This is a genomic window from Brevundimonas staleyi, from assembly GCF_041893865.1.
Lineage (GTDB): Bacteria > Pseudomonadota > Alphaproteobacteria > Caulobacterales > Caulobacteraceae > Brevundimonas > Brevundimonas staleyi.
The window spans coordinates 1,258,205-1,282,069 of record NZ_CP169082.1; the positions used below are offsets into that span (position 1 = coordinate 1,258,205).

The following is a 23,865-nucleotide window of genomic DNA, read 5'->3' on the forward strand; positions in this document are numbered from 1 at the left end:
AGCGGCGACGGCGTGGCGGGTGATCCCTACAAGGAACTGGGCGTATCCAGGGGAGCGAGCGCCGCCGACATCAAGGCCGCGTTCCGCAAACTGGCCAAGGAACTGCACCCCGACAAGAACCGGGGCGACACCGCAACCGAGGAACGGTTCAAGCGGGTCTCGGCTGCGTTCGACCTGCTGAACGATCCCGACAAGAAGGCCAAGTACGACTCGGGCCAGATCGACGCCGACGGCCAGCCCCAATATCGCGGCTTCGGCGGACAGCCGGGCGGTGGCGCCGGGCCGGGCGGGTTCGGCGGTTTCGGTGCGGGCGGGCCGGGTGGACCGGGCGGACGCGCGGCCTTCGAGGACATCGACCTGGAGGAGATCTTCGGGCGTTTCGGCGGCGGGGGGCGCGGTCGCGCCGCCGGCTTCGGGCGCGGTCAGGATGTGCGCGCGACGCTCGAGATCAGCCTGGAGGATTCCATCGGCGGGGCGACGCGGCGGATCCAGTTTTCGGACGGGCGGACGCTGGACGTCGCCATTCCGAAGGGGGCGACCAACGGCCAGACCATCCGCTTGCGCGGACAGGGAACGGCCGGTCGAACCGAGCCCGGCGACGCCCTGATCGAACTGCGGATCGCGCCGCACCCGGTGTTCAAGGTGGACGGTGCGGACCTGACTATGGACCTGCCAATCTCGGTTCCGGACGCGATCCTGGGCGGCAAGGTCGAATGCCAGACGCCGGATGGCGTGGTGTCGGTGACCGTGCCGGCGGGTTCGAACTCGGGCCAGATCATGCGGCTGCGCGGCAAGGGCGCCTTCGCAGGCGGGGCCCGCGGCGACCTGAAGGCGCGGCTGATGGTCGTCCTGCCCGACAAGATCGATCCCATCCTGCAACGGGTCGCCGAGGACTGGCGGTCGAACCGTCCCTACAAGCCGGGACGCGGCTGATGATCTCCAAGCCGAATGTGAAGCCGACGCGGCCCTGGTTCGCGGCGGGGCCGACGGCCAAGCGGCCGGGCTGGTCGTCGCAAGGCCTGCCGCACGATCTGCTGGGCCGGGGCATCCGCGCGCCGGAGGTGATCGAACGGTTCGCCTATGGTTTGCGGCTGACGAAGGACGTGCTGCAGGTCCCGGAGGACTGGGTGCTGACCTATCTGCCGGGGTCCGACACGGGCGCGGTCGAGGCGGCGCTGTGGAACATGCTGGGCGAACGGCCCGTGCAGGTCATGGCCTTCGAGAATTTCGGCAAGCAATGGGCCATCGACACGAAGGACCATCTGAAGCTCGCCGATCTGGAAATCCTGGATGCGCCCTGGGGCCGGTTCCCGGACGTGTCGAAGGTCGATCCGAAGAAGGATCTGGTCTTCCCGTGGAACGGCACGACCTCGGGTGTGAAGACGCCGGGCGTGGACTGGATCGCCGACGACCGCGAGGGGATCGTCATCTGCGACGCGACCTCCTCGGCGTTCGCGATGCCGATGGATTTCGCCAAGCTGGATGTCGTGACCTTCAGCTTCCAGAAGGCCTTGGGCGGTGAGGCCGGGATCGGTGTGGCGGCCCTGTCGCCGCGCGCCGTGGCCCGGCTGGATGGCTATGAGCCGCCGCGTCCGGTGCCCAAGGTGCTGCGCCTGCGTGACGCCAGGGGGTTCGACCGGACCCTTGCGACGGGATCGATGATCAACACCTTCTCGCTGTGGACGCTGGAAGACTGGATCGACGCCCTGGAGTGGGCCAAGGGCGCGGGCGGGTTGGACGAACTGATCCGACGCACGGACGCCAACGCGGCGGCGTTGGACAGCTGGGTGCAGGCGACCGACTGGGTCGACTATCTGGCCGAGGATGCCGCGATCCGATCGACCACCTCGGTCTGCTTGAAGATCGTCGATCCGCGCGTCACGGCCCTGGACGACGCCGGGCGTCAGGCCTTCGTCAAGCGGATGAAGACCCTGCTGGAGGCGGAAGGCGCGGCGTTCGATGTCGAGAGCCATCGCAATGCGCCGGCGGGCCTGCGCGTCTGGTGCGGCTGCACGGTCGAGACGGACGACATCGTCGCCGGTGCGCCGTGGTTGGACTGGGCGTTCCGGACGGCGGTCGCGGAGCTTTCGCGCTGATTTCAACGTTGAGCTTCTTGAGAGCTATGCTTTCCAGCAATTCAACTCTAGGGTCTCGCCAAACGGTGATTGAGCAAGCTATGCAGCTTTCTGATGACGTGACCCCCTGAAACTCCTCCACGAATAGCTAGAGTCCGCCCCTCGAAAGGACGGACAGAATGAAGCGATCACGGTTTACGGAAGAGCAGATCATCGGGATCCTGCGCGAGCAGGAGGCCGGTGTTCCGGTGGCGGATCTGTGCAGGAAGCACGGGCTGAGCTCGCCGACCTTCTACAAATGGAAGGCCAAGTATGGCGGCATGGACGTGTCGGAGGCCCGGCGGCTGAAGGCGCTGGAAGAGGAGAACGCCAAGCTGAAGCGGATGCTGGCGGACTCGATGCTGGACAACGTCGCGCTGAAGGATCTGCTGGGAAAAAAGTGGTGACGCCCGCTGCGCATCGAGCGGCGGCGGCGCACCTGCAGTCGGCTTACGGGATGAGCGAACGGCGGGCCTGCCGGGTGCTGGGCGTGGACCGGACGAGCGTGCGCTATCAGGCGACGCGACCGGACGACGGCGCCCTGCGCGATCGGCTGAAGGCCCTGGCCCAGGAGCGTCGGCGGTTCGGCTATCGACGTCTGCACGTGATGCTCCGGCGCGAGGGCCATGCGGTCAACAAGAAGCGTGTCCAGCGGATCTACCGCGAGGAGAAGCTGACGGTGCGTCGGCGCGGCGGGCGCAAACGCGCGATGGGCACAAGGCGGCCGCTGGAGATTCCTCTGGTCGCAAACCAGCGCTGGTCGCTGGACTTCGTGTCCGACCAGATGACGGACGGGCGGCGCTTCCGCATCCTGACGGTGATCGACAACTGCACCCGCGAGTGCCTCGGGCTCGTCGCCGACACCTCGCTGTCAGGGCGACGGGTGGCGCGCGAGTTGGACGCCATCATCCTGCGACGCGGGCGACCCGAGACGATCATCAGCGACAACGGCACGGAATACACGTCCAACGCCATCCTGGCCTGGGCCGACGACGCCGGTGTGGGCTGGCACTACATCGCGCCGGGCAAGCCTCAGCAGAACGGCTTCAACGAGAGCTTCAACGGCCGTCTGCGTGACGAGCTGCTGAACGAGACGCTGTTCCGATCCCTGCCGCACGCCCGTGCGGTGCTCGAAACCTGGCGGCGCGACTACAACGAAACCCGGCCGCACTCGAAGCTCGGCTGGCTGACGCCGCAGGCCTACGCAGATGCGCTCAGCGGAAAGATCGGCCGGTCCGCTGCGCTGGTTGGAGGCTGCGCTGACCGGCCTCTTGCCAACCCCACCAACCCCAGTTCAGATCACCAAAGGACTCTCGTTATGGCTGGATGAGAAACGGGGGTCACGTCACTGAGGATCGCGTCTGGGTGGGGGAATGGATTGACCGCAATCGCGGCAGAACAAGGAAGCTTGTCGGTCGAGGCTCGGACCAAGGCTGGCGAAATCAAGGTAGAGGGAACGGAAGGGGCTTGGGACAAAGTCTTGAATTGGTGGGAACGATGCTACCGTCTCACCCTCGACTGGATGGCTCAGAACCCCATCTTGTTTGGACTGGTAGTCGCAGCCTTTCTGGTTTGGCGGTGGCAGGTCCATCTGACCAAAGTGGAGTTGGCACGCCAGAAAGCAGAGTATGCGGAGGCCCGGGCTCGCGCTCGCGTGCCAAAGACGCCTCAAAAAGGGCGAGGTCGAAAGTGATGTTGAAGAGATGACTTACGTCGACATCATCCCATTGGTGATAGTGGGGGCGCTTGCCGGTGCCGAATTCATCCTCCGGAACGTCTCCAAATCCGCTCAAGATTATCGTCTGACTCTCGCAGAAAAGGGCGAGCGGCTTCTCGCACGTGAAGACCTACCGCTTGAACTTCGTGCCGAAGTTGAGCGTTGGTTGGACGACCCTTTTCCATGCAGTTGCTGGCTCGGGGTTTTGCTACTCCCGTTCATTCCATTTTTTGTCTGGATCAGCTTGGCCCAGAATCGAGGAAAGGCGAGCTTTGATGCTCTTCGCCAGACGTCTCCCGATATTCGAGGTAGTTATCTTGAGTTGCGCGCGATAATTCGCAAGCTTCAGCTTGCCAACCATCCGATCATGACCCCTCTCGGGGAGTTTGTGGTTAATTTGTCCTTGGTTATGGCAATACCTGTGTTGCTAATAGTGCACCGATCTCCGGCCAACTCTTTTGATCGCGACAATTCGGCTGTCTCAGTCGAAGAGTTCTGGTCGCATGTGCCGAAGCTAGCGCGCTCTTGATGACCTCTGATGGTTGTTCAACGTAGCTGACAGTCCAGAATTTCGCTTACCAGAAGCACGACATTCGCCGATTCCCCCGCTATAGGCTGCGCCCGCATTAGAGCGGAGACTTGCCTTGGCGAACGTAGCGGTGGTCGGAGCCCAGTGGGGCGACGAGGGCAAGGGCAAGATCGTCGACTGGCTGTCGAACCGGGCCGATGTGATCGTGCGGTTCCAGGGCGGCCACAACGCCGGCCACACGCTGGTCGTCGGCAACCAGGTCTACAAGCTGGCGCTGCTGCCCTCGGGCGTGGTGCAGGGCAAGCCGTCGGTGATCGGCAACGGGGTCGTGGTCGATCCCTGGCACCTGGTGAAGGAAATCGACGGCATCCGTGCCCAGGGCGTCGAGATCACGCCCGAGATCCTGAGCATCGCCGACAACGCCTGTCTGATCCTGCCCATCCACCCTGCGCTGGACGTGGCGCGCGAGGCCGCCGCCAGCGCGCCGGGCGCCAAGATCGGCACGACCGGTCGCGGCATCGGCCCGGCCTATGAGGACAAGGTGGGCCGTCGCGCCATCCGCGTCTGCGACCTGGCCAATGCCGAAGACCTGAAGGTCAAGATCGACCGCCTGCGCTCGCACCACGATCCGCTGCGCGCCGGTCTGGGACTGGAGCCAATCGACCCTGAGGCGCTGCTGGCGCAGCTGCTGGAGATCGCGCCCAAGATCCTGCCCTATGTGAAGCCGGCCTGGCGGGTGCTGGATCAGGCGCAGAAGGCCGGCAAGAAGGTGCTGTTCGAGGGGGCGCAGGGCGCCTTCCTGGACGTCGATCACGGCACCTATCCCTATGTCACCTCGTCGAACACCGTGGCCGGTCAGGCGGCGGCGGGGTCGGGTCTGGGCCCGCGCGGCGTCGGCTATGTGCTGGGCATCGTGAAGGCCTATACGACCCGCGTCGGCGAGGGGCCCTTCGCCTGCGAGCTGAATGACGAGGTCGGTCAGCATCTCGCGACCGTGGGTCGCGAGGTCGGCGTCAACACCGGCCGGGCCCGTCGCTGCGGCTGGTTCGACGCCGTCCTGGTGCGCCAGTCGGTGGCGATCAACGGCATCGACGGCATCGCCCTGACCAAGCTGGACGTGCTGGACGGGTTGAAGACCCTGAAGATCTGCGTCGGCTACAAGGTCGACGGGGAGGTGCTGGACTATCTGCCCTCGAGCCTGCGCGAGCAGGCCGCCGCCGAGCCGGTTTTCGAGGAGTTGGAAGGCTGGACCGAGAGCACCGCGGGCGTTCGCAGCTTCAAGGACATCAACGCCAACGCCATCAAATACGTGCGCCGGATCGAGGAACTGATCGGCGCGCCGGTGGCCCTGTTGTCCACCAGCCCGCAGCGGGATGACACCATCCTCATGAGGGATCCCTTCCAAGGCTAGCTTGGAAGGCGGTCTCATGTGCGACCTCTTCCAAGAGTAAGGGACGAAAAACGGGCGGTTCAACCGGACCTTAACCGGAGCGGCGTTAGGGATAACGCTCGCCTTGCCGGAGTACCCGCTTGTTCGCAGCCGACGCCAAGACCCTGAACCGCATCGAGCCGGTCGTTCGACGCGTGCTGATCGCCGACCCGAACATGGCGTCGGCGCGTCTGCTGCTGGACATCATGAAGTCGCTGGGCGCACGCGAAGTGGTGACCGAGTCCGACGAGAGCCGGGTTCTGGACCATGCCCGCGAGATGGAGCCGGGCCTGATCTTCACCGAACGCAACGGCGCGCGGCTGGACGGCGAACGTCTGGCCAGGAACATCCGCCGCTCCAACCTGGCCTGCCGCCGCGCCCCCATCATCATGATGACCGCCGATGCGACCGCGACCTCGATCAAGGGCGCGCGTGACGCCGGCATCCACGAGTTCCTGAGAAAGCCCTTCACCTCGGCGGACCTGTTCCGCCGGGTCGAGAACGTCGCCCTGAAGCCGCGCGACTGGATCGAGGCGGTCGGCTACGTCGGGCCGGATCGGCGCCGGTTCAACTCGGGCGAATATGCGGGGCCGCAGAAGCGCAAGGCCGACAAGCCGACGACGGCGGCCGGCGCGGCCCTGGCGGTCAAGGATCAGGCCCTGCGGATCCTGGCCGCCTCCCTGGCCCAGTTCGACAATGACCCCATGCAGGCCCTGCGCGCCGTCCGGCAGCAGGCCGAGACCCTGAAAGCCCTGGCCATCAAGACCTCGGACGCCCGGCTGGCCGTGGCCGCCGCTGGTCTGGAAGGCTGCCTCTCCGTCGGCGCCCCGACCAAGGCGACACTGGCCGGACCCGTCGGCGCCATCCTGGCCCTGGCCGAGCCGGGTACGGAGCTGGCCCGCGCGGGCTGACACTCCCAGAACCAGACAGCAAAACAGGCGCACGAGGCTCTCGTGCGCCTGTTTTCGTTTGTCCGACGTGCGGCGCGTTACGCGTCGACGAGGTTCCGCTCTTCCGCTGCGGCGCGCATGGCCTTCTGCAGCTTCTCGAAGGCGCGGACCTCGATCTGACGCACCCGCTCGCGCGAGACGCCGTATTCGCCGGCCAGCTCTTCCAGGGTGACCGGATCGTCCTTCAGGCGGCGTTCGGTCAGGATGTGCTTCTCGCGGTCCGTCAACTCGCCCATGGCCTCTTCCAGCAGGCTCATGCGGATCGACTTCTCTTCGTCGTCGGCCAGCTGGGTCTCCTGCGAAACCGCGTTGTCGTCCGAGAGCCAATCCTGCCACTCCGACTCGCCATCCACGCGCAGGGGCGCGTTCAGCGAGGCGTCGCCGCTGAGGCGGCGGTTCATGTTGGTGACCTCTTCTTCCGACACGCCCAGCTTGGTGGCGATGGCGGTGAGGTGTTCCGGATGCAGGTCGCCTTCCTCGAAGGCCGAGATCTGGCTCTTGGCCTTGCGCAGGTTGAAGAACAGCTTCTTCTGCGCCGCCGTGGTGCCCATCTTCACGAGCGACCAGCTGCGCAGGATGTATTCCTGGATCGAGGCGCGGATCCACCACATGGCGTAGGTCGCCAGGCGGAAGCCCTTGTCCGGGTCGAATTTCTTCACGGCCTGCATCAGGCCGACATTGCCTTCCGAGATCACTTCGCCGATCGGCAGGCCGTAGCCGCGATAACCCATGGCGATCTTGGCCACGAGGCGAAGGTGCGAGGTCACGAGCCGGTGGGCGCTTTCGGCGTCCTGGTGCTCGGTCCAGCGCTTGGCGAGCATGAACTCCTCGTCCTTGCTCAGCATCGGGAATTTGCGGATTTCCGTCAGGTATCGCGACAGCCCCTGTTCAGGCGACATCACCGCGAGCGTATTGTTGGCAGCCATATTGGTCCCTCCGAACCTAGATCAGAGCAGGCTCAGCGCAGACGGCCACCGAATGTGCACCGTCTCCTCACCCCTCGAACGGACAAATGGCTATGGGGCGCCGTCTTTGTCAGAGGCGGATTGTCACACGAAAGCGTGACCGTGTCCCAGGCGCCACTCGCGCCGTTGGTCAGGGTGTATAGCGGATAGTCCGTCCTTAATCAAGACTTACTTTACACGCCCCAGCGGCCGGGCAGGTGGCAGGCCGTCGGGGCCTCGTCCTCCGCGCCGAACTGAAGCGTGAGCCGGACCCAGCATCGCGGTGCGGACGCCATGCCGGGGGGCGTGCAGACATGTTCGGAGACGAGCAAGGCCTCTCCGTGGCCGGCCTTGGTCAGCATCCAGGCGACGCGTGCGGGGGTTTGACGCAGCGTCCGGTCAGCCTTGTCCATCTCCGGTGTGAGGACGGCCGCCTCACGAGAGATCTCGACCGCGCCGACCCCGAGGGGACCGAGCGCTTCGAAGACGCCATCGTGGTCCAGTTCGGTGTCGGTGGCCGACACGGCCAGGGCGCGGACATCGCTGTCGTCGCCACAGGCCGCGACAGAGAGGGTTCGTCCCTCGCGGGAGACCCAGCCCAGGCGCCGGTAGATGCCGGGCTCGAGGTCGCGCTGCCCGACGTCGTAGCCGGGCTCGGACAGATGCCAGCGCACCTCGCGGCCCAGACGCACGCCGAACGGGCTCCAACGCATCGACCAGTCGTAGGCCTCTGGCGGAAGTGCGAGGTCGAGAACGCGCGCGGCGGCCTGATCGAGCCGCGCGCTCTGTGCGGAGGCTCCGAGGGTCGCGACGAAGGCGAAGGCGGCGAGAGAGACGGTCATCCCGCCACCCTGCCGGGAGCCGGAGGGTTCGTCAGCCGCCGAAATCTGACCGTCAGATGCCCAGAATGCCCCGATAGGTCGGGTGAACCGCCTCGGCATGCTCCGGATGCTTCTGCAGATAGGCCGAGAAGAAGGGGCAGACCGGCAGGATCAGCAGGCCGCGCTCCTTGGCGTCGGCCAGGACGTGTTTGGCCAGGCGGCTGGCGATGCCCTGACCTTCCAGCGCCTCGGGCACCAGGGTCTCGGTGATCATCAGATTGGGTTCGGACAGGTTGTAGGTGACCACGGCCACCTGATCGCCGACCTTCAGCTCGTAGCGCTTCAGGTCCTTGTTGTCGTGGATCTCGTCGGTCATGGCGGGTCTCTCTACAGAGCGGCGAGCAGGGTCTCGAGCCGTTGCATGTCAGATGGGGGCGCGGTCTCGAACCGCAACGCTTCGCCCGTCACCGGATGGACGAAGCCCAGCACCGCCGCATGCAGGGCCTGCCGCGTCAGCCCGGCCTCGGCGAGGGCGGCCTTGACCGGGGCGGCCGCGCTGCCCGACCCATAGACGGCGTCGCCAAGGATCGGCGACCCCTTCGAGGCCATATGCACACGGATCTGATGCGTCCGGCCGGTGTGCAGGGTGCAGGCGACGCGGGCGGCAAGGGGCGCGGCCCCGGCCTTGGCGGGCACGCCGTAGCGGGCCTGGACCACATAGTCGGTGATGGCGTTGCGCCCGCCCGACTTCAGCACCGCCATCTTCTTCCGGTCCGAGGTCGAGCGGCCGATCTGGGTCTCGATCCGGCCGCGCTCGGGCGAGGGGGCGCCGCGCGTCAGGGCGATGTAGGTCCGCTCGATGTCGTGGGCGGCGAACAGCTTCGACAGGCCGGCATGCGCCCGGTCGGACTTGGCGGCGACCATGACCCCGGAGGTGTCCTTGTCCAGCCGATGCACGATGCCCGGTCGCGCCACGCCGCCGATCCCCGACAGACTGTCTCCACAGTGATGCAACAGGGCGTTGACCAGCGTCCCGTCCGCCGTGCCCGGCGCCGGGTGGGCGGCCATGCCGGCGGGCTTGTCGATGACGATCAGGTCCGCGTCCTCGTAGAGGACCGTCAGCGGAATGGCCTGGGGCAGGGGAATGGCCGAGGCCACCGGCGGCACGGTGATCTCATACGCGCCGACGACCGACTTGGCCGAGCCGTTGGTCACCACGGCGTCGTTCAGCCGCACCGCCCCGTCCGCGATCAGGGCCTGGATTCGCGCACGCGACAGGTCCGGAACGGCATCGGCCAGCGCCTTGTCCAGGCGCTGGCCGGCGACCGTCACGGAGACGGTCAGAACCTCGCCGCCCGGCTCGTCGTCCGGGTCGGCGTCTTCGATCGGGTGATTCAGGACGCTTCCTTCATGACGCGGCCATAGACCGGGTCCAGGTCGCCCGAGGCGTAGCGCTTGGCCATCTGGGCCGTCGACATCGGACGGATCTTCGACGCCTGACCCTCGCAGCCGAACTGCTGATAGCGTTCGATGCAGAGCTTCTTCATCGCCTCCTTGGCGGGCTTCAGATAGGCGCGCGGGTCGAACTCGCCCGGCTTCTCGGCCAGCACCTTACGGATGGCGCCGGTGATGGCCATGCGGTTGTCGGTGTCGATGTTGATCTTGCGCACGCCGTGCTTGATGCCGCGCTGGATCTCCTCGACCGGCACGCCCCAGGTCTGGGGCATTTGGCCGCCGTACTGGTTGATGATGTCCTGCAGGTCCTGCGGCACCGACGAGGAACCGTGCATGACCAGGTGGGTGTCCGGCAGGCGGCGGTGGATTTCCTCGATCACGTTCATGGCCAGGACGTCGCCGTCGGGCTTCCTCGTGAACTTGTAGGCGCCGTGCGAGGTGCCCATGGCGATGGCGAGCGCATCGACCTTGGTGCGGCTGACGAAGTCCACGGCCTGATCCGGATCGGTCAGCAGTTGCGAGTGGTCCAGAACGCCTTCGAAGCCATGGCCGTCCTCGGCCTCGCCCATGCCGGTCTCCAAGGAGCCCAGCACGCCCAGTTCGCCCTCGACCGACACGCCGCAGCTGTGGGCCATCTCGGTGACGCGACGGGTCACGTCGACATTGTACTCGTAGTCGGCGGGGGTCTTGGCGTCCTCCATCAGGGAGCCGTCCATCATCACCGAGGTGAAGCCGTACTGGATGGCGGTGGCGCAGGTCGCCGGGCCGTTGCCGTGGTCCTGGTGCATGCAGACCGGGATGTGCGGATAGAGCTCGGCCAGGGCGTCGATCAGCTTGGCCAGGACGATGTCGTTGGCGTAGCTGCGGGCGCCCCGCGAGGCCTGGATGATGACCGGCGCGTTGACGGCCTCGGCCGCCTCCATGATCGCCAGACCCTGTTCCATGTTGTTGATGTTGTAGGCCGGCAGGCCGTAGTCGTTCTCGGCCGCATGGTCGAGAAGCTGTCGCAGCGTGATGCGCGCCATGGCTGATAGTCCCCTGATGTCTTGTTTTGCCGATGGCTTTAGCCGTGTGAGCGCCTCAAGTCACGCCGTGTTACAGCCGCACCCGGTCAGGAAGCGACAGTCGCACCCGAACCGGGTATTTCGCACAACAGGGGTCTGTCGAAGGAGGGTGCGATGAAGGGTGCGGTTCTGGCCTTGGCGGGGCTTTTGATGCTCGCGGGTTGCGAGAGCGTCAGTCCGGGCGGTCTCGACGACTGGTGCCGCGACGCCCGCAACTGCGCCCCGCGCTGCGGCTCTGTCGCCACCGGCGCCTCGCCCGAATGCAGCCCCGCCCAGAACGAGGGCCGCACCCGGGGGTGGACGGTCTGACTATTCGGCCGGGTGGGTGCGATCCCACTCGGCCTTGCGTTCTTCGTCACGCGACCAGCGCCGCTCGTCGCGCATGTGCGTGATGTAAAGAACGGCAGCCACCGTGCAGAGCATGGCGATGGACATCCAGATCCATTCGATCGTCATGTCAGTCCTCCAGGCTGCGCAGCAGGCGCCGCGCGAGCAGGTGCAACACCACGGATATAGCACCGCAGGCCCAGATTGTCAGGGTGGAGGAGGCCCGAGCTCCGGTGATCAACGGGGTCAGCACGCCGATGCCCGCGACGGTCAGACCGATCGTATTGAAACTGCTCGAAAGCAGCTTGCGCCGCTCGTTTCTGGCGGCCTTGCTGATCGGTCTGGCGTCGAAGGGTTGGGTCAAGCCCTGAGCGCCTCGACGCCGGGCAGGGCCTTGCCCTCCATCCATTCCAGGAAAGCGCCGCCGGCGGTGGAGACGAAGGTCATGTCGTCCACCACGCCTGCGTGGTTCAGGGCCGAGACGGTGTCGCCGCCGCCGCCGACCGCGATCAGGGCGCCCGACTTCGCCAGATCCGCCGCCGCCTTGGCGACCTTGACCGTGGCCGCGTCGAACGGGGGGACCTCGAACACGCCCAAGGGGCCGTTCCAGATCAGGGTCTTGGACAGGGCCAGGGCCTTGATCAGCTTCTCGACCGTCAGAGGGCCGGCATCCAGGATCTTCTCGTCCGCGCCGATGTCCTCGCGGGCCAGGACGGTGCGGGTCTCGACCCCCGGCTTGACCTCGGTCGCCACCACCACGTCGATGGGCAGCAGAATTTCGCAGCCCTTCGCCTCGGCCTCGGCCAGGATCTCGCGCGCCGTATCGGCCATGTCCCGCTCGGCCAGCGATCCGCCGATGTCGACGCCCTGCGCGAACAGGAAGGTGTTGGCCATCCCGCCGCCGATGGCCAGGCGATCCAGCTTGCCGACCAGGTTCTTCAGCAGATCCAGCTTGGTCGAGACCTTGGCCCCGCCGACGATGCCGATGACGGGTCTCGAAGGATCGCCCAGGGCCGCGTCCAGCGCCTCCAGCTCGCGCCGCATCGATTCGCCGGCATAGGCGGGCAGTTTGTGCGCCACGCCTTCGGTCGAGGCATGGGCCCGGTGGGCGGCGGAGAAGGCGTCGTTGACGTAGAGGTCCGCCAGTTCCGACAGGCTGGTCGCGAACTCGGCGTCGTTGGCCTCCTCGGCCGCGTGGAAGCGGACGTTTTCCAGCAGCACCACCCCGCCGGCGTCCAGATCGGCGATGGCCGCATGGGCCGCGCCGCCGACGCAGTCCTCGGCGAAGCGCACCGGGGCGCCCAGCAGTTCGGACAGGGGCTGGACTAGCGGCTTCAGGCTCATCGACGGCACGACCTGACCCTTCGGCCGGTCGAAGTGGGCCAGCAGGGCCACCTTGGCGCCGGCCTCGCGCAGTTTGTTGATCGTCGGCAGGGCGACGCGCAGACGGGTGTCGTCGGTGACCCGGCCCCCCTCCATCGGCACGTTGAAGTCCACGCGGACCAGGGCGGTCTTGCCGACCAGCGAGCCGGCGTCGTCGAGGGTGCGGAAGGTCATGGGTTTGAAGCCTGGATGAAGCTGAAGACAGTCGCGCCAATCAGGGCGACGGCGAATACGATGCAAAGACCACGTACAAGAGAGTTGGCGCGCTGTGACAAAAACCAGCACCCCCAACTGAGCAATGCGGTCACCACCAGAGCAATCACAAACGTAGCTGGTCGCGGCAGTCGGATGGCGCCGGCCGCCATGATCATCGCTCGACCTGCGAACATGCCGGCCAAGGCCGCGAAACACAGGGCGGCGGTTTGCGCGCGAACAGAGCCTATGCTCGCAAAGGGGGACGGGGCCGGCGTGCGCTGAGCCTCAAGCTTTGAAGCCCAGCGCGGCTTCATCTTAAAGGAACTTCGCCATCACCAGCGCAGTGTCAGACATACGCGTCGCGAAGCCCCACTCGTTGTCGTACCAGCTCAGCACGCGGGCCAGCTTGCCGTCCACGACCTGCGTTTGCGGCAGGGCGGCGGTGGACGAGGCGGCGATGTGGTTCAGGTCCGAGGAGACCAGCGGGTCCTTGGTCGTGAACAGGACGCCCTTCATCGGGCCGTCGGCGGCGGCCTGCAGCGCGGCGTTGATCTCGTCCACGGTCACGTCGCGACCGGCGACGACCTTCAGGTCGACGACCGAGACGTTCGGGGTCGGGACGCGGATCGAGGAGCCGTCCAGCTTGCCCTTCAGTTCCGGCAGGACCAGGCCCAGGGCCTTGGCGGCGCCGGTCGAGGTCGGGATCATCGACAGGGCGGCGGCGCGACCGCGGTACAGATCCTTGTGCATCGTATCCAGCGTCGGCTGGTCGCCGGTGTAGGCGTGGATGGTGGTCATGTAGCCGCGCTCGATGCCGAACAGGTCGTTCAGCACCTTGGCCACCGGGGCCAGGGCGTTGGTGGTGCAGGAGCCGTTCGAGACGATGATGTCGTCGGCGGTCAGGGTCTCGTGGTTGACCTTGTAGACGATGGTCTTGTCGGCGTTCTCGCCGGGCGCCGAGATCAGGACGCGCTTGGCGCCGGCCTTCAGGTGGGCCTCGGCCTTGTCACGGGCGGTGAAGATGCCGGTGCACTCGAACGCGATGTCCACGTTCAGGTCCTTGTGCGGCAGGTTGGCCGGGTCGCGCTCGGCCGTCACCTTGATCTTGCCCAGACCCACGTCGATCCAGTCGTCACCATGCTCGACCGTGCCGGGGAAGCGGCCGTGGACCGAGTCGTACTTCAGCAGGTGGGCGTTGGTGGACACCGGGCCCAGGTCGTTGATCGCCACGACCTCGATGTCGCGACGGCCATGTTCGACGATCGAACGGAGGACGAGGCGGCCGATGCGGCCGAAGCCGTTGATGGCGACGCGAACGGTCATGGGCGGGTCTCCTGAGGTGCGAGTGTTCGTTGGGGGCTTCAATGGAGCCGGTCACGTTCGGTTTCAACCTCGAAGACGCCCGACGCCATCACACTCGACCAGCGACTGTTACGCTTCCCGCCCTGCCGGTCGGTCCCAATCCAGCGTCGGCAAGGTCGCCATGGCGCAGGCCTGCCAGCTGAAGGTCCTGGCCCGCTCCCGCGCCTCCCGCCCATCCAAGGTCCGCCGCTCGGGATCGTCGACATAGGTCCGGATCGCCGCCGCCAGTGCGGCCACGTCGCCCTGCGGCGTCAGCATGCCCGTCTCGCCCATCACCTCGGGCACGCCCCCGGCGCGCGTCGCCACCGACGGACACCCCTGCGCCGCCGCCTCCAGCAACACCAGCCCGAACCCTTCCGTCTTCCCCGGCAGGTCCCGTGCCGCCAGGACATGACAGGCCGATCGCGCGAAGAGTCGCTTCAAATCGTGCCGAGACACCGCGCCGGGCAGGACCAGCCGCACGCCCGTCTCGACGGCGATCCGCTCCAACTCCGCGACATAGGCCGCGCTCTCCGCCCGCCCCGCCGCGACGAAGACGATCTCTCCCTGACCCGTCAGAGCCCGGATCACGTCCGTATGACCCTTCCGCGCTTCCAGCCGTCCCACGGTGCAGACGACCGTCGCCTCGGGCGCGATCCCGGCCAGGGCCGGATGCTCGAACGGCCCCGGCGCGTGCTCGAACCAATCGGGTTCGACGCCCAGATAGGTGACCCGTCCCGGCGGCGCGTCCGGCAAGACGCCCTCGAAGGCCGCCAGGGTGGCGCGGGAGTTGGCGTAGATCGCCTCCGCCCCGCCGTAGGCCCTCCGCGCTATCAGACTGGCCGGTGATCGAGACGCCAGCTTGGCCACCTCGCTACCGTGGATCATGGCCGTGTAGGGCCGCCGGTGCAGGGGCCGCAGAAGGCTCAGCGCGACGACCGACCGGATGTCCGCCGCCAGCACCGGCCAGTCGCGCGGCGCGGATCGGAGCACTTTCAGGAGTCGGAAGAGGGCGACCAGCGAAATCCTGTGATGCCGGAAAAGCCGGTGCGCCTCTCCATCGGCGGGCGACCCCAGCTCTGGATAATCGGGCGCAACGACCAGCGCGCCATGCCCCTGTACCCGCACCGCCTCGACCAACCGCGTCGCATAGGTCCCTATCCCGCCCGGAAACGGCTCGTACTCGCAGGTCACCACGACCACGCCCGACCGGGTCATCCCGAAACCCCCAGCGCCGCCCGCCGCTTCCGCAACCGCCTCCGCAGCCAGCCCAGCACCGGAGCCCCTGCCGCCGACGTCAGCAGAACCCCCGCCCACGCGCCCAAGCTGACCGGCCGCAACCGCACGGCCAGCCCATAGAAGCCCGCCGCCGCCTTCGGATCGTCCATCAGCAAATGCTGGTTGCCCAGCTTCCGAGCCCGCTCCGACAGCCGCCGCGGCACGAGCGGCAACAGGCGCGGCTCCGTCGCCGTCGCCCGGAAGGCGACCAGGGCGTGATGCGCCATCAGGTCCTTCCGCCCGCCCGTGATGCTGGAGGTTCGGTATCGCTTCAGCGTCAGCGGCGCGTCGACCAGGGCGAACCGGCATGCTCTCGACATGCGGATGAACAGATCCGTGTCCTCGAACACCGTCACCGCCTCATCGAACCCGCCCGCCACCTCCAGCGCCGACCGCCTCAGCACCACGGTCGAGGGAATGATCGGCGGATCGTTCAGGACATAGGCGCGGGTCAGGTCGCGGGCGCCGGTGATGTCCTTCACCCCGGCTCGCCGCGCGGTCGCCAGATCCTCGCCCGCGAAGTGCAACAGGTCAGAGTAGCAGAGGCCGACCCTCGCGTCCGCGAACACCGGCAGTTGCCGCTCCAGCTTGTCCGGCGCCCACAGATCGTCGCCGTCCAACAGGGCGATCAGCGGCGCCGCGCCCTCGCCGATCGCCCAGTTCCTCTGGGCCGAGATTCCCGCGCCGCCCGGTCCGCGCAGCACCCGGATGCGGGCATCCCACCTCTCGATCTCGCCCAGCACCGCCAGGGTCGCGGCGTCCGACCCGTCGTCGGCGATGACGATGTCCGCGATCCGATCCGCCCGCGTCTGGTCCAGCACGCTGCGCACGGCCGCCCCGATCCACGGACCCTCGTTGTAGCAGGTCATGACCACGGAGACCGTCGGCGTCCCGCTCATGTCGCCATCCCCTTCAGGATCGTCTCGACCACGCGCTCCGGCCGGAACCGCGCGACATGATCCGCCACCCGCCGCTCATAGGCAGACCGAACCTCCGGCGCGGCCCGATGGCTTTCGAACATATCCCGCGCCTGAACCAGAGCACGCCCGACGCTCGCCTCGTCGTCCGGATCGAACGTCACGCCCAGATCGTCGGTCGCCTCAGGCAATCCGCCCCGATCCGTCCGCAGCACGATCGCGCCGGCCGCCACGCCCTCCAGCGCCACGGCCCCGAACGGCTCCCCCCACAGCGACGGCACGACCAGATAGGCGGCCTTTCCCATCTCCACAGCCGTCGCCTCGAAGCTCAGCGGCCCCAGACTGACCACGTCGGGCAGGGCGCCGCCCGCGATCCTCCGCTCCACCGCCGCCCGCAACGACCCGTTCCCGACGAGGGTCAGTCGCTCGACGCCCAACCCCTCCCGTACCGCCGCCCACCGCTCCAGCAGCCAGAGCAGCCCCTTCTCCGGCTCCATGCGCCCGACGAACAGGAGGCCGCTTCGCTCGCCCGGCGGACGCACCCTGTCTGGCGTCAGGTGGGGGTTGGCGAACGGAGGGGTCACGGCGTACCCCTCGAACCCGCTGCGCTGCCCGATGAAGTCGCTGGTCATGAAATGCCGGGCGCGCGGCAGGACCACCCGGCGCAACAGATCAGCCGAGACCGGCGACCGCGACAGCCGGAACGCGCTTTCGGAATGATGTCTCAGGGCGAACGGCCGCCGCAGGATCAACAGCGGCCAGATCAGCCGGATCGCCAGGTTCGACAGGATCAGGACCTCGGCGTCCCGATACAGCCGGAACAGGGTCGCTGGCCCCGGTCGGCGGACGACCGCGTGCGGATATCCCTCCACCGGCCCTTCGCCCAGGGTGACGACGGTCACCTCATGCCCCTGATCCACGAAGGCGCGCGCCAGGACGGACTCCGTCGTCGCCACCCCGCCGATGCTGGGCAGGAAGTCGTAGGTCGCCAGAACGATCCTCACGCCGCCGCCTCTCGCTTCCGGATCAGCGACCGCACCAGATCCCGGTCCACGACGACCGCCAGACCCGCAGCCATCACCGCCAGCGTCGCTCCCCCGATCGCGATCAGCCTCAGCCAGACCGGAAACCCATCCATGGCACCTAGGGTCACAGCCGCCGTCCCGCCGACCACGACGCTGGCGACCGCCGCCGGGATCAGGGCCCGCACGAAGTCCCAAGGCCTGACCGGACTGCCCCGACAGGCCCAGACCACGCCCGGCGCCAGGGTCAGGAGGCTGGCGGCGAAATACCCCTGAGCCACGCCGACCGCGCCCCACGACAGGCCGATCACGAAGCCGGCGACATAGATCGGCACGGTGATCAGGGCCCACAGGAACTGCCGCCGCGACCGCTCCAGCGACAGATTCAGCCAGCCGAGACTGACCGAGGCCACATGGATCGCCCCGATCGGCGCCAGCCATCTCAGGATCTCCACCGCCCCCAGCCAGTCCGCCCCGACCGTGAAGACGATCACGTCCCGCGCCGCCACGCTGACCGCGATCAGGGGCGGTGCGCCGACCAGGGCCAGCATCCTCAGCACCCCCAGATACCCCCGCCGATACCGCGCCGGATCGTCGCGCAGCTTCGACAGCGTCGGCACCATCACCTCTTCCAGAGGCTGGCTCAGCTGTTGGACCGGGGTGAAGAACAGCCGATAGGCCAGCGCATAGGGCCCCAGCGCCGCCTCGCCCCAGCGCCACCCGATCAGGATATTGTCCAGCTGCCGCCCGCCGACGGTCAGAAGGCTGAAGCCCAGGTTGAACCCGCCCAGCCGAAGGGCCGTCATCCGCCCCGCCCGCCAGTCCGGCCGCCCCGGCCGCCACGGCGTCAGCCCCCAGACCGCCATCGCATAGACCGCCGGCTGGGCCAGAACCCGCACGACGATGGCCCAGTAACCCCAGCCGATTAGCGCCGCCCCGATCGCCAGCACGCTCGCCCCCAACGCCGCCGCGATGTCGGCGATCAGCAGCGAGCGGAAGTTCAGACTGCGCTGAAGCAGGGCCTGATGTTGGCCAGCCAGTCCCGTCAGTGGAAAGACCAGGCTCAGGGCCAGGCCGATCGCCACTACGCGGCTCTCGGCGAACAGGCCTGCCAGGAGGGGCGCCGCCATCGCGAACCCGGCCGCCAGCACCACACCCGACGCCATGTTCAGATAGAAGAGGGCCGAGGCCTGCCCCGGCGTCATCCGCGCCGACTGCAGTGTCGCGGTCGACATGCCCAGGTCCCCCGCCACCGACACGATGGCGATGAAGGGCAGGAGCATCCCGACCAGTCCGAAATCCTCGGGGCTCAACAGGCGCGCCAGGATGACGAAGGTCGCGATCTGGCTGGCGACCCGGCACCCTCGCGCCAGGAGGCTCAGCGACGCCCCGACCGCCGCCCGCTGTTTCAGACGGTCCGCCCCGTCCGAAAACAGATCGGCCCCTGTCCATCCTGGCCCCCCGACCGTCATCTCAGCGCATGGCCTCGACCCCGGGCGGGCGGAGCGGCGGCGGGTCTGTCAGGGAGGATCGGGCCGTCATGGCCCTACCGTGCCGCCGGTTTCGGCGGAGGTAAACATCTATTGATTGTCCGGCGTCACCCGCAGAGGGCGAAAAACCGCTCGACCCCGTTCTCGGACCCCGGATGGGGCGCATAGACCTCGCGCTCGCCGTCGATCCACTGGGCGATCCAGCCGAGACGGCGGAACCGCTGCATCACCGGCTCGCGGCTCGCGGCCGTGGCAGTCAGGATGTCGCCGTCGTGCAGTTCGGACGGCTCGCCCTCGGCCCGATAACGTTCGGTCTCGCCGCCGGATTCCAGCTGGATCTCGCGCTGGCCCGTCCCGGCCAGAACGGTCAGCTCGATCTTGCCTGTCCCGGCCATGCAATCCAGACCGAGGCGCAGGTCGTCGCTCTCTTCCACTCCGTAGGCCAGACGCGCCGCGCCCGCCTCGGGGGTATAGTGCCAGTCGTAACCGGGCACGGGGGCCGGGGCGGATGCGGCGGCGGTCGCCACCGGCTCTGGCGTCTCCACGCTGGCGCAGGCGCTGACAAGGGCCGCGGAGGCCAGGACCGGCAGCCAAAGAACTCTCATGGAACCTCCGCGCATCACCCGCTGCAAAGCTCGGCGAACCGGCGCAGCTTGGCAAGGTGGGTGGGCTGAACCGCCACAGCCTGATGGGCGCCGGCCACGGCCACGTCCAGCTCTCCGGTGACCAGGAACTGGCCAAAGACGGGGTGGTCGGTACGCAGGGCCACGGACTGGTGATCGGCGGCGGCCTCGCTCTGACCCGTCGCGGTCGCGGTGCCAGAGGCAATGGTGGCGATGCCGGACGACGTCGGCCCGAAAAGATCCAGCCGCGCCACGCCGGAGCCCGGATTGCACTCCAGGATGGCCTTCAGCTGCGGCGTGTCGGGGATCTCGTTGGCCAGAACCAGCGGGCCGTCCTCATACAGGGTCCAGGTCCAGCCGCCCTGAAGGGCGGCGATCGCCGCCATCGTCGCCAGAAATGTCATTGTCTAAGGCCCCCCGACCGAGCGATTTTACGTTCGGCTCGGCGAACAATAGGCCAGAAAATCGCGCACGAGGCGACGTTCTTCGTTCGAGGCCGACAGCTGGAACCGCCCGGCGTCGCCGGTCACGGTCATGCGACCCTCGCGCGCCAGTCCGGTCAGCGACGGATCGTTCAGGGCGATGCGGCTTTCCTCAGCCTCGCCGCCCGACAACGGATCGACCGCATAGCTGGCCTGGGTCAGGCGCGCGCCCTCGACCTGCACGTCGCCATAGACGACAGCGCTCCGGTCGCCCGGCATGCAGGTCACCATCAGGGCCAGTTGGTCGGAGTTGGCGACGCCGTAGGCCAGCTTGGCCAGGGCGCCCTCATGATGGACGCTCCATTCCATGACCGGCATGGCCATGACGCCCTCGGCCTCGAGCTCCGGCGCGACGTCACGCGACTGGGCCGTAAAGGCGACCAGACCGAGGGCGGCGACAGCGGGGATCAGAACCTTGAACATCGTTGGAAACCTTGCGTCTGACTGGGCAAACGCGGGCATTCGTTAACGGTTCACGGCAAAGCTTCGGCCTGACGAACCCGTGATGTTCAGGACACGGTGAAATGTCTCCTCCCCGCGCCAAAGGCGTGGGGAGGTGGCAGCGAGCTCTTCGCGAGCTGACGGAGGGGTTCTTCGTGCACGCAGAAAGAGCCCTTCCGTCTCTTCGCTACGCTTCGAGCCACCTCCCAATGCTTCGCACGAGGAGAAGACGACCGCGCTCAAGCAGCGAGCGACCGCGTCGCGAGCGGTAGCGCCACTAAAATGGGCTGAATCTTTCCACCAGGCTCTGCGCGGCCGGCGTCGACTGCACCCGGCTGATGTCGCCGCGACCGCCGTAGCTGATGCGGGCTTCGGCGATCTGGGTGTGGGCGATGGTGTTGGCCGAGGAAATATCTTCCGGGCGCACGATGCCGGCGACGGTCAGTTCGCGAACCTCGCGGTTGGTGCGCACTTCTTGCCGACCCTGGATGACCAGGTTGCCGTTGGACAGGATGTCGGTGACCACCGCAGCGATGGTCAGGTTGACCCTCTCCGACCGGCTGACCGAGCCGGTGCCGTTGGCGTTCGACTGACCCTGCACCCCGACCAGGGCCTGGGGGTCGAACCCGCCGGGGAAGGCGCGGCCCAGGCTGTTCTCCAGGCCGAAGAAGTTGGTGACTCCGCCCGAGATGTCGTTCGTCCGGCTGCGGGCCGTGGTGTTCTGGGTTTGCGCCCGGTCGTCGATGTTGATGTTGACGGTCAGGATGTCGCCGACGTTCCGCGCCCTCTGGTCGCCGAAGAAGGCGCGCGCGCCCGTCCGCCACAGGGAGTTGGCGCTGGCCGCCGGACGCTGTTCCGGCGGGACCATATAGGCCTGGCTGACCGGCACCAGCTGGGCCGGATAGCCGATGGGGGCCAGTTCCGGCCCGCGCACCGTTTCGACGGCGGTGGAGCAGGCGCCCAGGGAAAGCGCGGCGAGGGACAGGACGAGGATGGATTTACGCATGACTGGCATTCCCTAGGAGGGGGGCCCTACCGGGCGGCGAACTGGGTGGAGGCTTGGGCGCGGGCTCCGGCGCCCGCACGGGCCTGACCGGGACCCGAGGCGATGGCGTCGATGGTCCGGCCGGACGTGGTGTTGAGCACGGGCACGGGCTCGCCGACGGCGGCGTCGCGCGTCGCGCGGCCGGTGACCGTCAGGGTCACGCCCCCGGCGATGAAGGCGACCTCGACCATGTCGTTCCTGGCGATGACGCGGGGCGAGATCAGGTCGCGCGCGCCGACCACGGCCCCGGCGCGCAAGGCCCGGCGGGCGCTCTGGCCCACGACCATGTCCGGGTCGGACGGCGAAACGCCCTGCGCCAGATGGGCTTGAACTGTGGACCAGATCACGTCTTCCGGCTGCAGCACGTCTCCGGCCGCCAGGTTGCGGGCATAGGTCAGGACCTCGACCGTCGCACCGCGCTGGGCGATTGCGGCCGTCGCGGCGCCGGCGACAGCGGGCGCGGCTCCCGGCGCCATGGCGGCGTTGCGGACGACCACGCGGCGCAGCCCTTGCGGATTGGGCCATTGCAGGCCGGCGCGCGACGCCATCGCCTGAAGCTGTCCGGCCTCGAACACGACCGACGGTCCCGCGCGATTGGCGACCACGACGCCCGAGGCCGCGCCGGCCCCGTCGAAGATGTCGCCGAGCGTCACGCGCCCGTCGTCGTCCACCGGGTTGGCCTTCAGCGTCACCGGATCGGCCAGGGCGGGGGAGGCGACCAGCGCCAGCGCCGCCACGAGTGTCAGAAGCCGGGTCATCAGCTCTTCACCTGCGACGAGACGCTCATCATCTCGTCGGCCGTGGTGATGACCTTGGAGTTCATCTCATAGGCGCGCTGGGCGATGATCAGGGCGCTGATCTCGGTCACGGCGTCCACGTTCGAGGCTTCCGTGTAGCCCTGCAGCAGCTTGCCGAACCCGACATCGCCCGGCGTGCCGGTGGTCGCGGGACCCGAGGCGGCGGTCTCCAGCAACAGGTTGTCGCCGATGGCTTCCAGACCGGCCTCGTTGAAGAAGGTCGCCAGTTCCAGCTGACCCACCACGGCGGCTTCCGGCGATCCCGCCGAGATGACCTGGACCTGGCCGGTCTTGGAGATGATCACGTCCACCGCGTCCTGCGGGATGGAGATGGCCGGCTCGACCGCATAGCCGTCCTCGGTGACCAGCTGGCCTTCGGCGGACAGGGAGAAGTTGCCGGCGCGCGTATAGCCGATCTCGCCGGAGGGCAGGGTGATCTTGAAATAGCCCTGGCCGTCGATAGCGACGTCATAGTCGCTGCCCGTCTGGGTCGGGGTGCCCTGGTCGGTGATGCGATAGACGCTGCCCGCCTTGACGCCCAGACCGACCTGGATGCCGGTCGGGACGACCGTGCCCTGGCTGGACGACTGCGCGCCCATCCGTTCGACGTTCTGGTAGATCAGGTCCTGGAACTCGGCCCGTTGGCGCTTGTAGCCAACGGTGTTCATGTTCGCGATGTTGTTGGAGATGACCTCCACGTTCAGCTGCTGGGCGGCCATGCCGGAGGCGGCGGTGCGAAGAGCGCGCATTCAGGGTCTCCTTAGTTCGGCTTGCCCAGCCGCTCGACCGAGCGACGGGAAAGTTCCTGGACGTTTTCGATCATCTTGGTCGCGCGTTCGTAGGCGCGGCTGATCTCGATCAACTGGGTGATTTCGACCAGGGTGTTGACGTTGGACCCCTCCAGCATGCCCTGGCGCACCTGGACGCCGGCGGCGTCGAGTGGGACGGCGTTGGAGCGGTTGCGGTACAGGCCGTCGCCGTCCTTCGACAGGACCGACAGGGTGTCGAACCGGGCCAGGCCCAGGCGGCCGATCGGCACGCCGTCCTGGCTGACGGCGCCGTCCTGGGCCACGCTGAGCGGGCCGCGCGCCGGATCGACGACGATGGGGCCGCCTTCTCCGAGCACGGGCAGGCCGCCCTTGGTGACCAGTTCGCCCTCGGGGCTGATGGTGAAGGCGCCGTCGCGGGTATAGGCCTCGCCCGCCCCGTCCTGGAGCTTGAAGAAGACGCCCTCGCCGTCGATGGCGAAGTCCAGGTCGCGGCCGGTCTGCTGCAGTGCGCCCTGGGTGAAGTCGCGGCCCACGCCGTTGTCCAGCACGAAGCTGGCGCCGGGGCGGATCGCATCGTTGCGGGCGCGCGAACCGACCTCGGTCCCGACCAGCAATTGCTCGACCTTGAATCCGGTCGTGTTCGCGTTGGCGATGTTGTTGGCCGCGATGTCGAGTTCGCGACGCAGCGTCATCTGCCGGGACAGTCCGATGTAGGCGGCGTTTTCCACGGG

Annotated in this window: 27 protein-coding genes; 7 read left to right on the forward strand and 20 right to left on the reverse strand. The window is 67.7% G+C overall.

What is annotated here, in order from left to right:
* Window positions 1-12 precede the first annotated feature (12 nt).
* The 6 genes from ACETK8_RS06305 (at window position 13) to ACETK8_RS06330 (ending at window position 6,700) form a co-directional block, all read left to right on the forward strand.
* Window positions 13-933 carry a DnaJ C-terminal domain-containing protein gene (locus ACETK8_RS06305; RefSeq protein ID WP_374038664.1) on the forward strand — a complete coding sequence of 307 codons (921 nt, stop codon included), beginning with the start codon at window positions 13-15 and terminating at the stop codon, window positions 931-933.
* Complete coding sequence (locus tag ACETK8_RS06310; RefSeq protein WP_374038665.1) at window positions 933-2,096, forward strand: phosphoserine transaminase; 1,164 nt, start codon at window positions 933-935, stop codon at window positions 2,094-2,096. Before ACETK8_RS06305 ends, ACETK8_RS06310 begins: the two co-directional genes overlap by 1 nt.
* Before the next feature lie 158 nt (window positions 2,097-2,254).
* Window positions 2,255-3,444 (forward strand): IS3 family transposase gene (locus tag ACETK8_RS06315; protein ID WP_249341170.1). Its coding sequence is split into 2 segments (ribosomal slippage): window positions 2,255-2,507 and window positions 2,507-3,444, totalling 1,191 coding nucleotides; the frame shifts between segments, so codons are not numbered across the junction.
* A gap of 373 nt (window positions 3,445-3,817) precedes the next feature.
* Window positions 3,818-4,360, forward strand: coding sequence for a hypothetical protein (locus tag ACETK8_RS06320; RefSeq protein WP_374038666.1), 543 nt, complete (start codon window positions 3,818-3,820; stop codon window positions 4,358-4,360).
* A 115-nt stretch (window positions 4,361-4,475) separates the two neighbouring features.
* A complete protein-coding gene (locus ACETK8_RS06325; protein ID WP_374038667.1) occupies window positions 4,476-5,771 on the forward strand; it encodes an adenylosuccinate synthase in 1,296 nt (431 codons plus the stop codon).
* Between the two features lie 119 nt (window positions 5,772-5,890).
* Window positions 5,891-6,700, forward strand: a complete 810-nt coding sequence (locus tag ACETK8_RS06330; protein ID WP_374038668.1) for a response regulator — start codon at window positions 5,891-5,893, stop codon at window positions 6,698-6,700.
* A gap of 77 nt (window positions 6,701-6,777) precedes the next feature.
* Here ACETK8_RS06330 and rpoH read toward each other — a convergent pair whose 3' ends face one another.
* From rpoH to fba, 5 genes are all read right to left on the reverse strand, one after another.
* The gene (rpoH, locus tag ACETK8_RS06335) at window positions 6,778-7,665 is read right to left on the reverse strand and encodes an RNA polymerase sigma factor RpoH (protein WP_374038669.1); all 888 of its coding nucleotides are present in this window, start codon (window positions 7,663-7,665) and stop codon (window positions 6,778-6,780) included.
* A 212-nt stretch (window positions 7,666-7,877) separates the two neighbouring features.
* Window positions 7,878-8,525, reverse strand: coding sequence for a hypothetical protein (locus ACETK8_RS06340; RefSeq protein ID WP_374038670.1), 648 nt, complete (start codon window positions 8,523-8,525; stop codon window positions 7,878-7,880).
* Window positions 8,526-8,577: 52 nt separating this feature from the next.
* Window positions 8,578-8,880, reverse strand: a complete 303-nt coding sequence (locus tag ACETK8_RS06345; protein ID WP_374038671.1) for a GNAT family N-acetyltransferase — start codon at window positions 8,878-8,880, stop codon at window positions 8,578-8,580.
* Between the two features lie 11 nt (window positions 8,881-8,891).
* On the reverse strand, window positions 8,892-9,836 hold the full coding sequence (locus ACETK8_RS06350) for an RluA family pseudouridine synthase (RefSeq protein WP_374038672.1): 945 nt from the start codon (window positions 9,834-9,836) through the stop codon (window positions 8,892-8,894).
* 62 nt (window positions 9,837-9,898) lie between these two features.
* Complete coding sequence (gene fba / locus ACETK8_RS06355) at window positions 9,899-10,984, reverse strand: class II fructose-bisphosphate aldolase (protein ID WP_374038673.1); 1,086 nt, start codon at window positions 10,982-10,984, stop codon at window positions 9,899-9,901.
* A gap of 153 nt (window positions 10,985-11,137) precedes the next feature.
* On the opposite strand from fba, the gene ACETK8_RS06360 reads away from it, so the two are divergent.
* Window positions 11,138-11,332, forward strand: coding sequence for a hypothetical protein (locus ACETK8_RS06360; RefSeq protein WP_374038674.1), 195 nt, complete (start codon window positions 11,138-11,140; stop codon window positions 11,330-11,332).
* On the opposite strand, the gene ACETK8_RS06365 is transcribed toward ACETK8_RS06360, so the two are convergent.
* The 15 genes from ACETK8_RS06365 to flgF all read right to left on the reverse strand — a co-directional run bounded on the left by ACETK8_RS06365 (window position 11,333) and on the right by flgF (window position 23,862).
* Window positions 11,333-11,479 (reverse strand): hypothetical protein, encoded by a 147-nt coding sequence (locus tag ACETK8_RS06365; protein WP_374038675.1) that lies wholly within the window; start codon window positions 11,477-11,479, stop codon window positions 11,333-11,335.
* Window position 11,480: 1 nt separating this feature from the next.
* The gene (locus tag ACETK8_RS06370; RefSeq protein WP_374038676.1) at window positions 11,481-11,714 is read right to left on the reverse strand and encodes a hypothetical protein; all 234 of its coding nucleotides are present in this window, start codon (window positions 11,712-11,714) and stop codon (window positions 11,481-11,483) included.
* On the reverse strand, window positions 11,711-12,907 hold the full coding sequence (locus ACETK8_RS06375) for a phosphoglycerate kinase (protein ID WP_374038677.1): 1,197 nt from the start codon (window positions 12,905-12,907) through the stop codon (window positions 11,711-11,713). The genes ACETK8_RS06370 and ACETK8_RS06375 overlap by 4 nt, the downstream gene beginning before the upstream one ends.
* A gap of 336 nt (window positions 12,908-13,243) precedes the next feature.
* Window positions 13,244-14,251, reverse strand: coding sequence for a type I glyceraldehyde-3-phosphate dehydrogenase (gene gap, locus ACETK8_RS06380; protein WP_374038678.1), 1,008 nt, complete (start codon window positions 14,249-14,251; stop codon window positions 13,244-13,246).
* 108 nt (window positions 14,252-14,359) lie between these two features.
* Window positions 14,360-15,487 (reverse strand): glycosyltransferase family 4 protein, encoded by a 1,128-nt coding sequence (locus ACETK8_RS06385; protein WP_374038679.1) that lies wholly within the window; start codon window positions 15,485-15,487, stop codon window positions 14,360-14,362.
* Window positions 15,484-16,446, reverse strand: a complete 963-nt coding sequence (locus ACETK8_RS06390; RefSeq protein WP_374038680.1) for a glycosyltransferase family 2 protein — start codon at window positions 16,444-16,446, stop codon at window positions 15,484-15,486. The genes ACETK8_RS06385 and ACETK8_RS06390 overlap by 4 nt, the downstream gene beginning before the upstream one ends.
* Window positions 16,443-17,468, reverse strand: coding sequence for a glycosyltransferase family 4 protein (locus ACETK8_RS06395; protein WP_374038681.1), 1,026 nt, complete (start codon window positions 17,466-17,468; stop codon window positions 16,443-16,445). The genes ACETK8_RS06390 and ACETK8_RS06395 overlap by 4 nt, the downstream gene beginning before the upstream one ends.
* A complete protein-coding gene (locus tag ACETK8_RS06400; RefSeq protein ID WP_374038682.1) occupies window positions 17,465-18,958 on the reverse strand; it encodes a lipopolysaccharide biosynthesis protein in 1,494 nt (497 codons plus the stop codon). Before ACETK8_RS06400 ends, ACETK8_RS06395 begins: the two co-directional genes overlap by 4 nt.
* Window positions 18,959-19,083: 125 nt before the next feature.
* Window positions 19,084-19,581 (reverse strand): hypothetical protein, encoded by a 498-nt coding sequence (locus ACETK8_RS06405; protein WP_374038683.1) that lies wholly within the window; start codon window positions 19,579-19,581, stop codon window positions 19,084-19,086.
* Between the two features lie 14 nt (window positions 19,582-19,595).
* A complete protein-coding gene (locus tag ACETK8_RS06410; protein ID WP_374038684.1) occupies window positions 19,596-20,003 on the reverse strand; it encodes a hypothetical protein in 408 nt (135 codons plus the stop codon).
* Window positions 20,004-20,030: 27 nt separating this feature from the next.
* The gene (locus tag ACETK8_RS06415; RefSeq protein ID WP_374038685.1) at window positions 20,031-20,504 is read right to left on the reverse strand and encodes a hypothetical protein; all 474 of its coding nucleotides are present in this window, start codon (window positions 20,502-20,504) and stop codon (window positions 20,031-20,033) included.
* Between the two features lie 295 nt (window positions 20,505-20,799).
* Complete coding sequence (gene flgH / locus ACETK8_RS06420; RefSeq protein WP_374038686.1) at window positions 20,800-21,528, reverse strand: flagellar basal body L-ring protein FlgH; 729 nt, start codon at window positions 21,526-21,528, stop codon at window positions 20,800-20,802.
* Window positions 21,529-21,554: 26 nt separating this feature from the next.
* Window positions 21,555-22,325: a flagellar basal body P-ring formation chaperone FlgA gene (flgA, locus tag ACETK8_RS06425; protein ID WP_374038687.1), complete on the reverse strand. Its 771-nt coding sequence runs from the start codon at window positions 22,323-22,325 to the stop codon at window positions 21,555-21,557.
* A complete protein-coding gene (gene flgG / locus ACETK8_RS06430) occupies window positions 22,325-23,113 on the reverse strand; it encodes a flagellar basal-body rod protein FlgG (protein WP_374038688.1) in 789 nt (262 codons plus the stop codon). The genes flgA and flgG overlap by 1 nt, the downstream gene beginning before the upstream one ends.
* A gap of 11 nt (window positions 23,114-23,124) precedes the next feature.
* A complete protein-coding gene (gene flgF / locus ACETK8_RS06435) occupies window positions 23,125-23,862 on the reverse strand; it encodes a flagellar basal-body rod protein FlgF (RefSeq protein WP_374038689.1) in 738 nt (245 codons plus the stop codon).
* Window positions 23,863-23,865: the final 3 nt, after the last annotated feature.

Excerpts from the sequence above, each read along its gene's own strand:
- gap (WP_374038678.1), bottom strand. The coding sequence starts at position 14,251 with ATGACCGTTCGCGTCGCCATCAACGGCTTCGGCCGCATCGGCCGCCTC.
- ACETK8_RS06320 (WP_374038666.1), top strand. The coding sequence starts at position 3,818 with ATGACTTACGTCGACATCATCCCATTGGTGATAGTGGGGGCGCTTGCC.
- ACETK8_RS06385 (WP_374038679.1), bottom strand. The coding sequence starts at position 15,487 with ATGACCCGGTCGGGCGTGGTCGTGGTGACCTGCGAGTACGAGCCGTTT.
- flgA (WP_374038687.1), bottom strand. The coding sequence starts at position 22,325 with ATGACCCGGCTTCTGACACTCGTGGCGGCGCTGGCGCTGGTCGCCTCC.
- ACETK8_RS06345 (WP_374038671.1), bottom strand. The coding sequence starts at position 8,880 with ATGACCGACGAGATCCACGACAACAAGGACCTGAAGCGCTACGAGCTG.
- flgG (WP_374038688.1), bottom strand. The coding sequence starts at position 23,113 with ATGCGCGCTCTTCGCACCGCCGCCTCCGGCATGGCCGCCCAGCAGCTG.
- ACETK8_RS06410 (WP_374038684.1), bottom strand. The coding sequence starts at position 20,003 with ATGACATTTCTGGCGACGATGGCGGCGATCGCCGCCCTTCAGGGCGGC.
- ACETK8_RS06375 (WP_374038677.1), bottom strand. The coding sequence starts at position 12,907 with ATGACCTTCCGCACCCTCGACGACGCCGGCTCGCTGGTCGGCAAGACC.
- ACETK8_RS06360 (WP_374038674.1), top strand. The coding sequence starts at position 11,138 with ATGAAGGGTGCGGTTCTGGCCTTGGCGGGGCTTTTGATGCTCGCGGGT.
- rpoH (WP_374038669.1), bottom strand. The coding sequence starts at position 7,665 with ATGGCTGCCAACAATACGCTCGCGGTGATGTCGCCTGAACAGGGGCTG.
- fba (WP_374038673.1), bottom strand. The coding sequence starts at position 10,984 with ATGGCGCGCATCACGCTGCGACAGCTTCTCGACCATGCGGCCGAGAAC.
- ACETK8_RS06310 (WP_374038665.1), top strand. The coding sequence starts at position 933 with ATGATCTCCAAGCCGAATGTGAAGCCGACGCGGCCCTGGTTCGCGGCG.
- ACETK8_RS06405 (WP_374038683.1), bottom strand. The coding sequence starts at position 19,581 with ATGAGAGTTCTTTGGCTGCCGGTCCTGGCCTCCGCGGCCCTTGTCAGC.
- flgH (WP_374038686.1), bottom strand. The coding sequence starts at position 21,528 with ATGCGTAAATCCATCCTCGTCCTGTCCCTCGCCGCGCTTTCCCTGGGC.
- ACETK8_RS06390 (WP_374038680.1), bottom strand. The coding sequence starts at position 16,446 with ATGAGCGGGACGCCGACGGTCTCCGTGGTCATGACCTGCTACAACGAG.
- ACETK8_RS06365 (WP_374038675.1), bottom strand. The coding sequence starts at position 11,479 with ATGACGATCGAATGGATCTGGATGTCCATCGCCATGCTCTGCACGGTG.
- ACETK8_RS06340 (WP_374038670.1), bottom strand. The coding sequence starts at position 8,525 with ATGACCGTCTCTCTCGCCGCCTTCGCCTTCGTCGCGACCCTCGGAGCC.
- ACETK8_RS06415 (WP_374038685.1), bottom strand. The coding sequence starts at position 20,504 with ATGTTCAAGGTTCTGATCCCCGCTGTCGCCGCCCTCGGTCTGGTCGCC.
- ACETK8_RS06400 (WP_374038682.1), bottom strand. The coding sequence starts at position 18,958 with ATGACGGTCGGGGGGCCAGGATGGACAGGGGCCGATCTGTTTTCGGAC.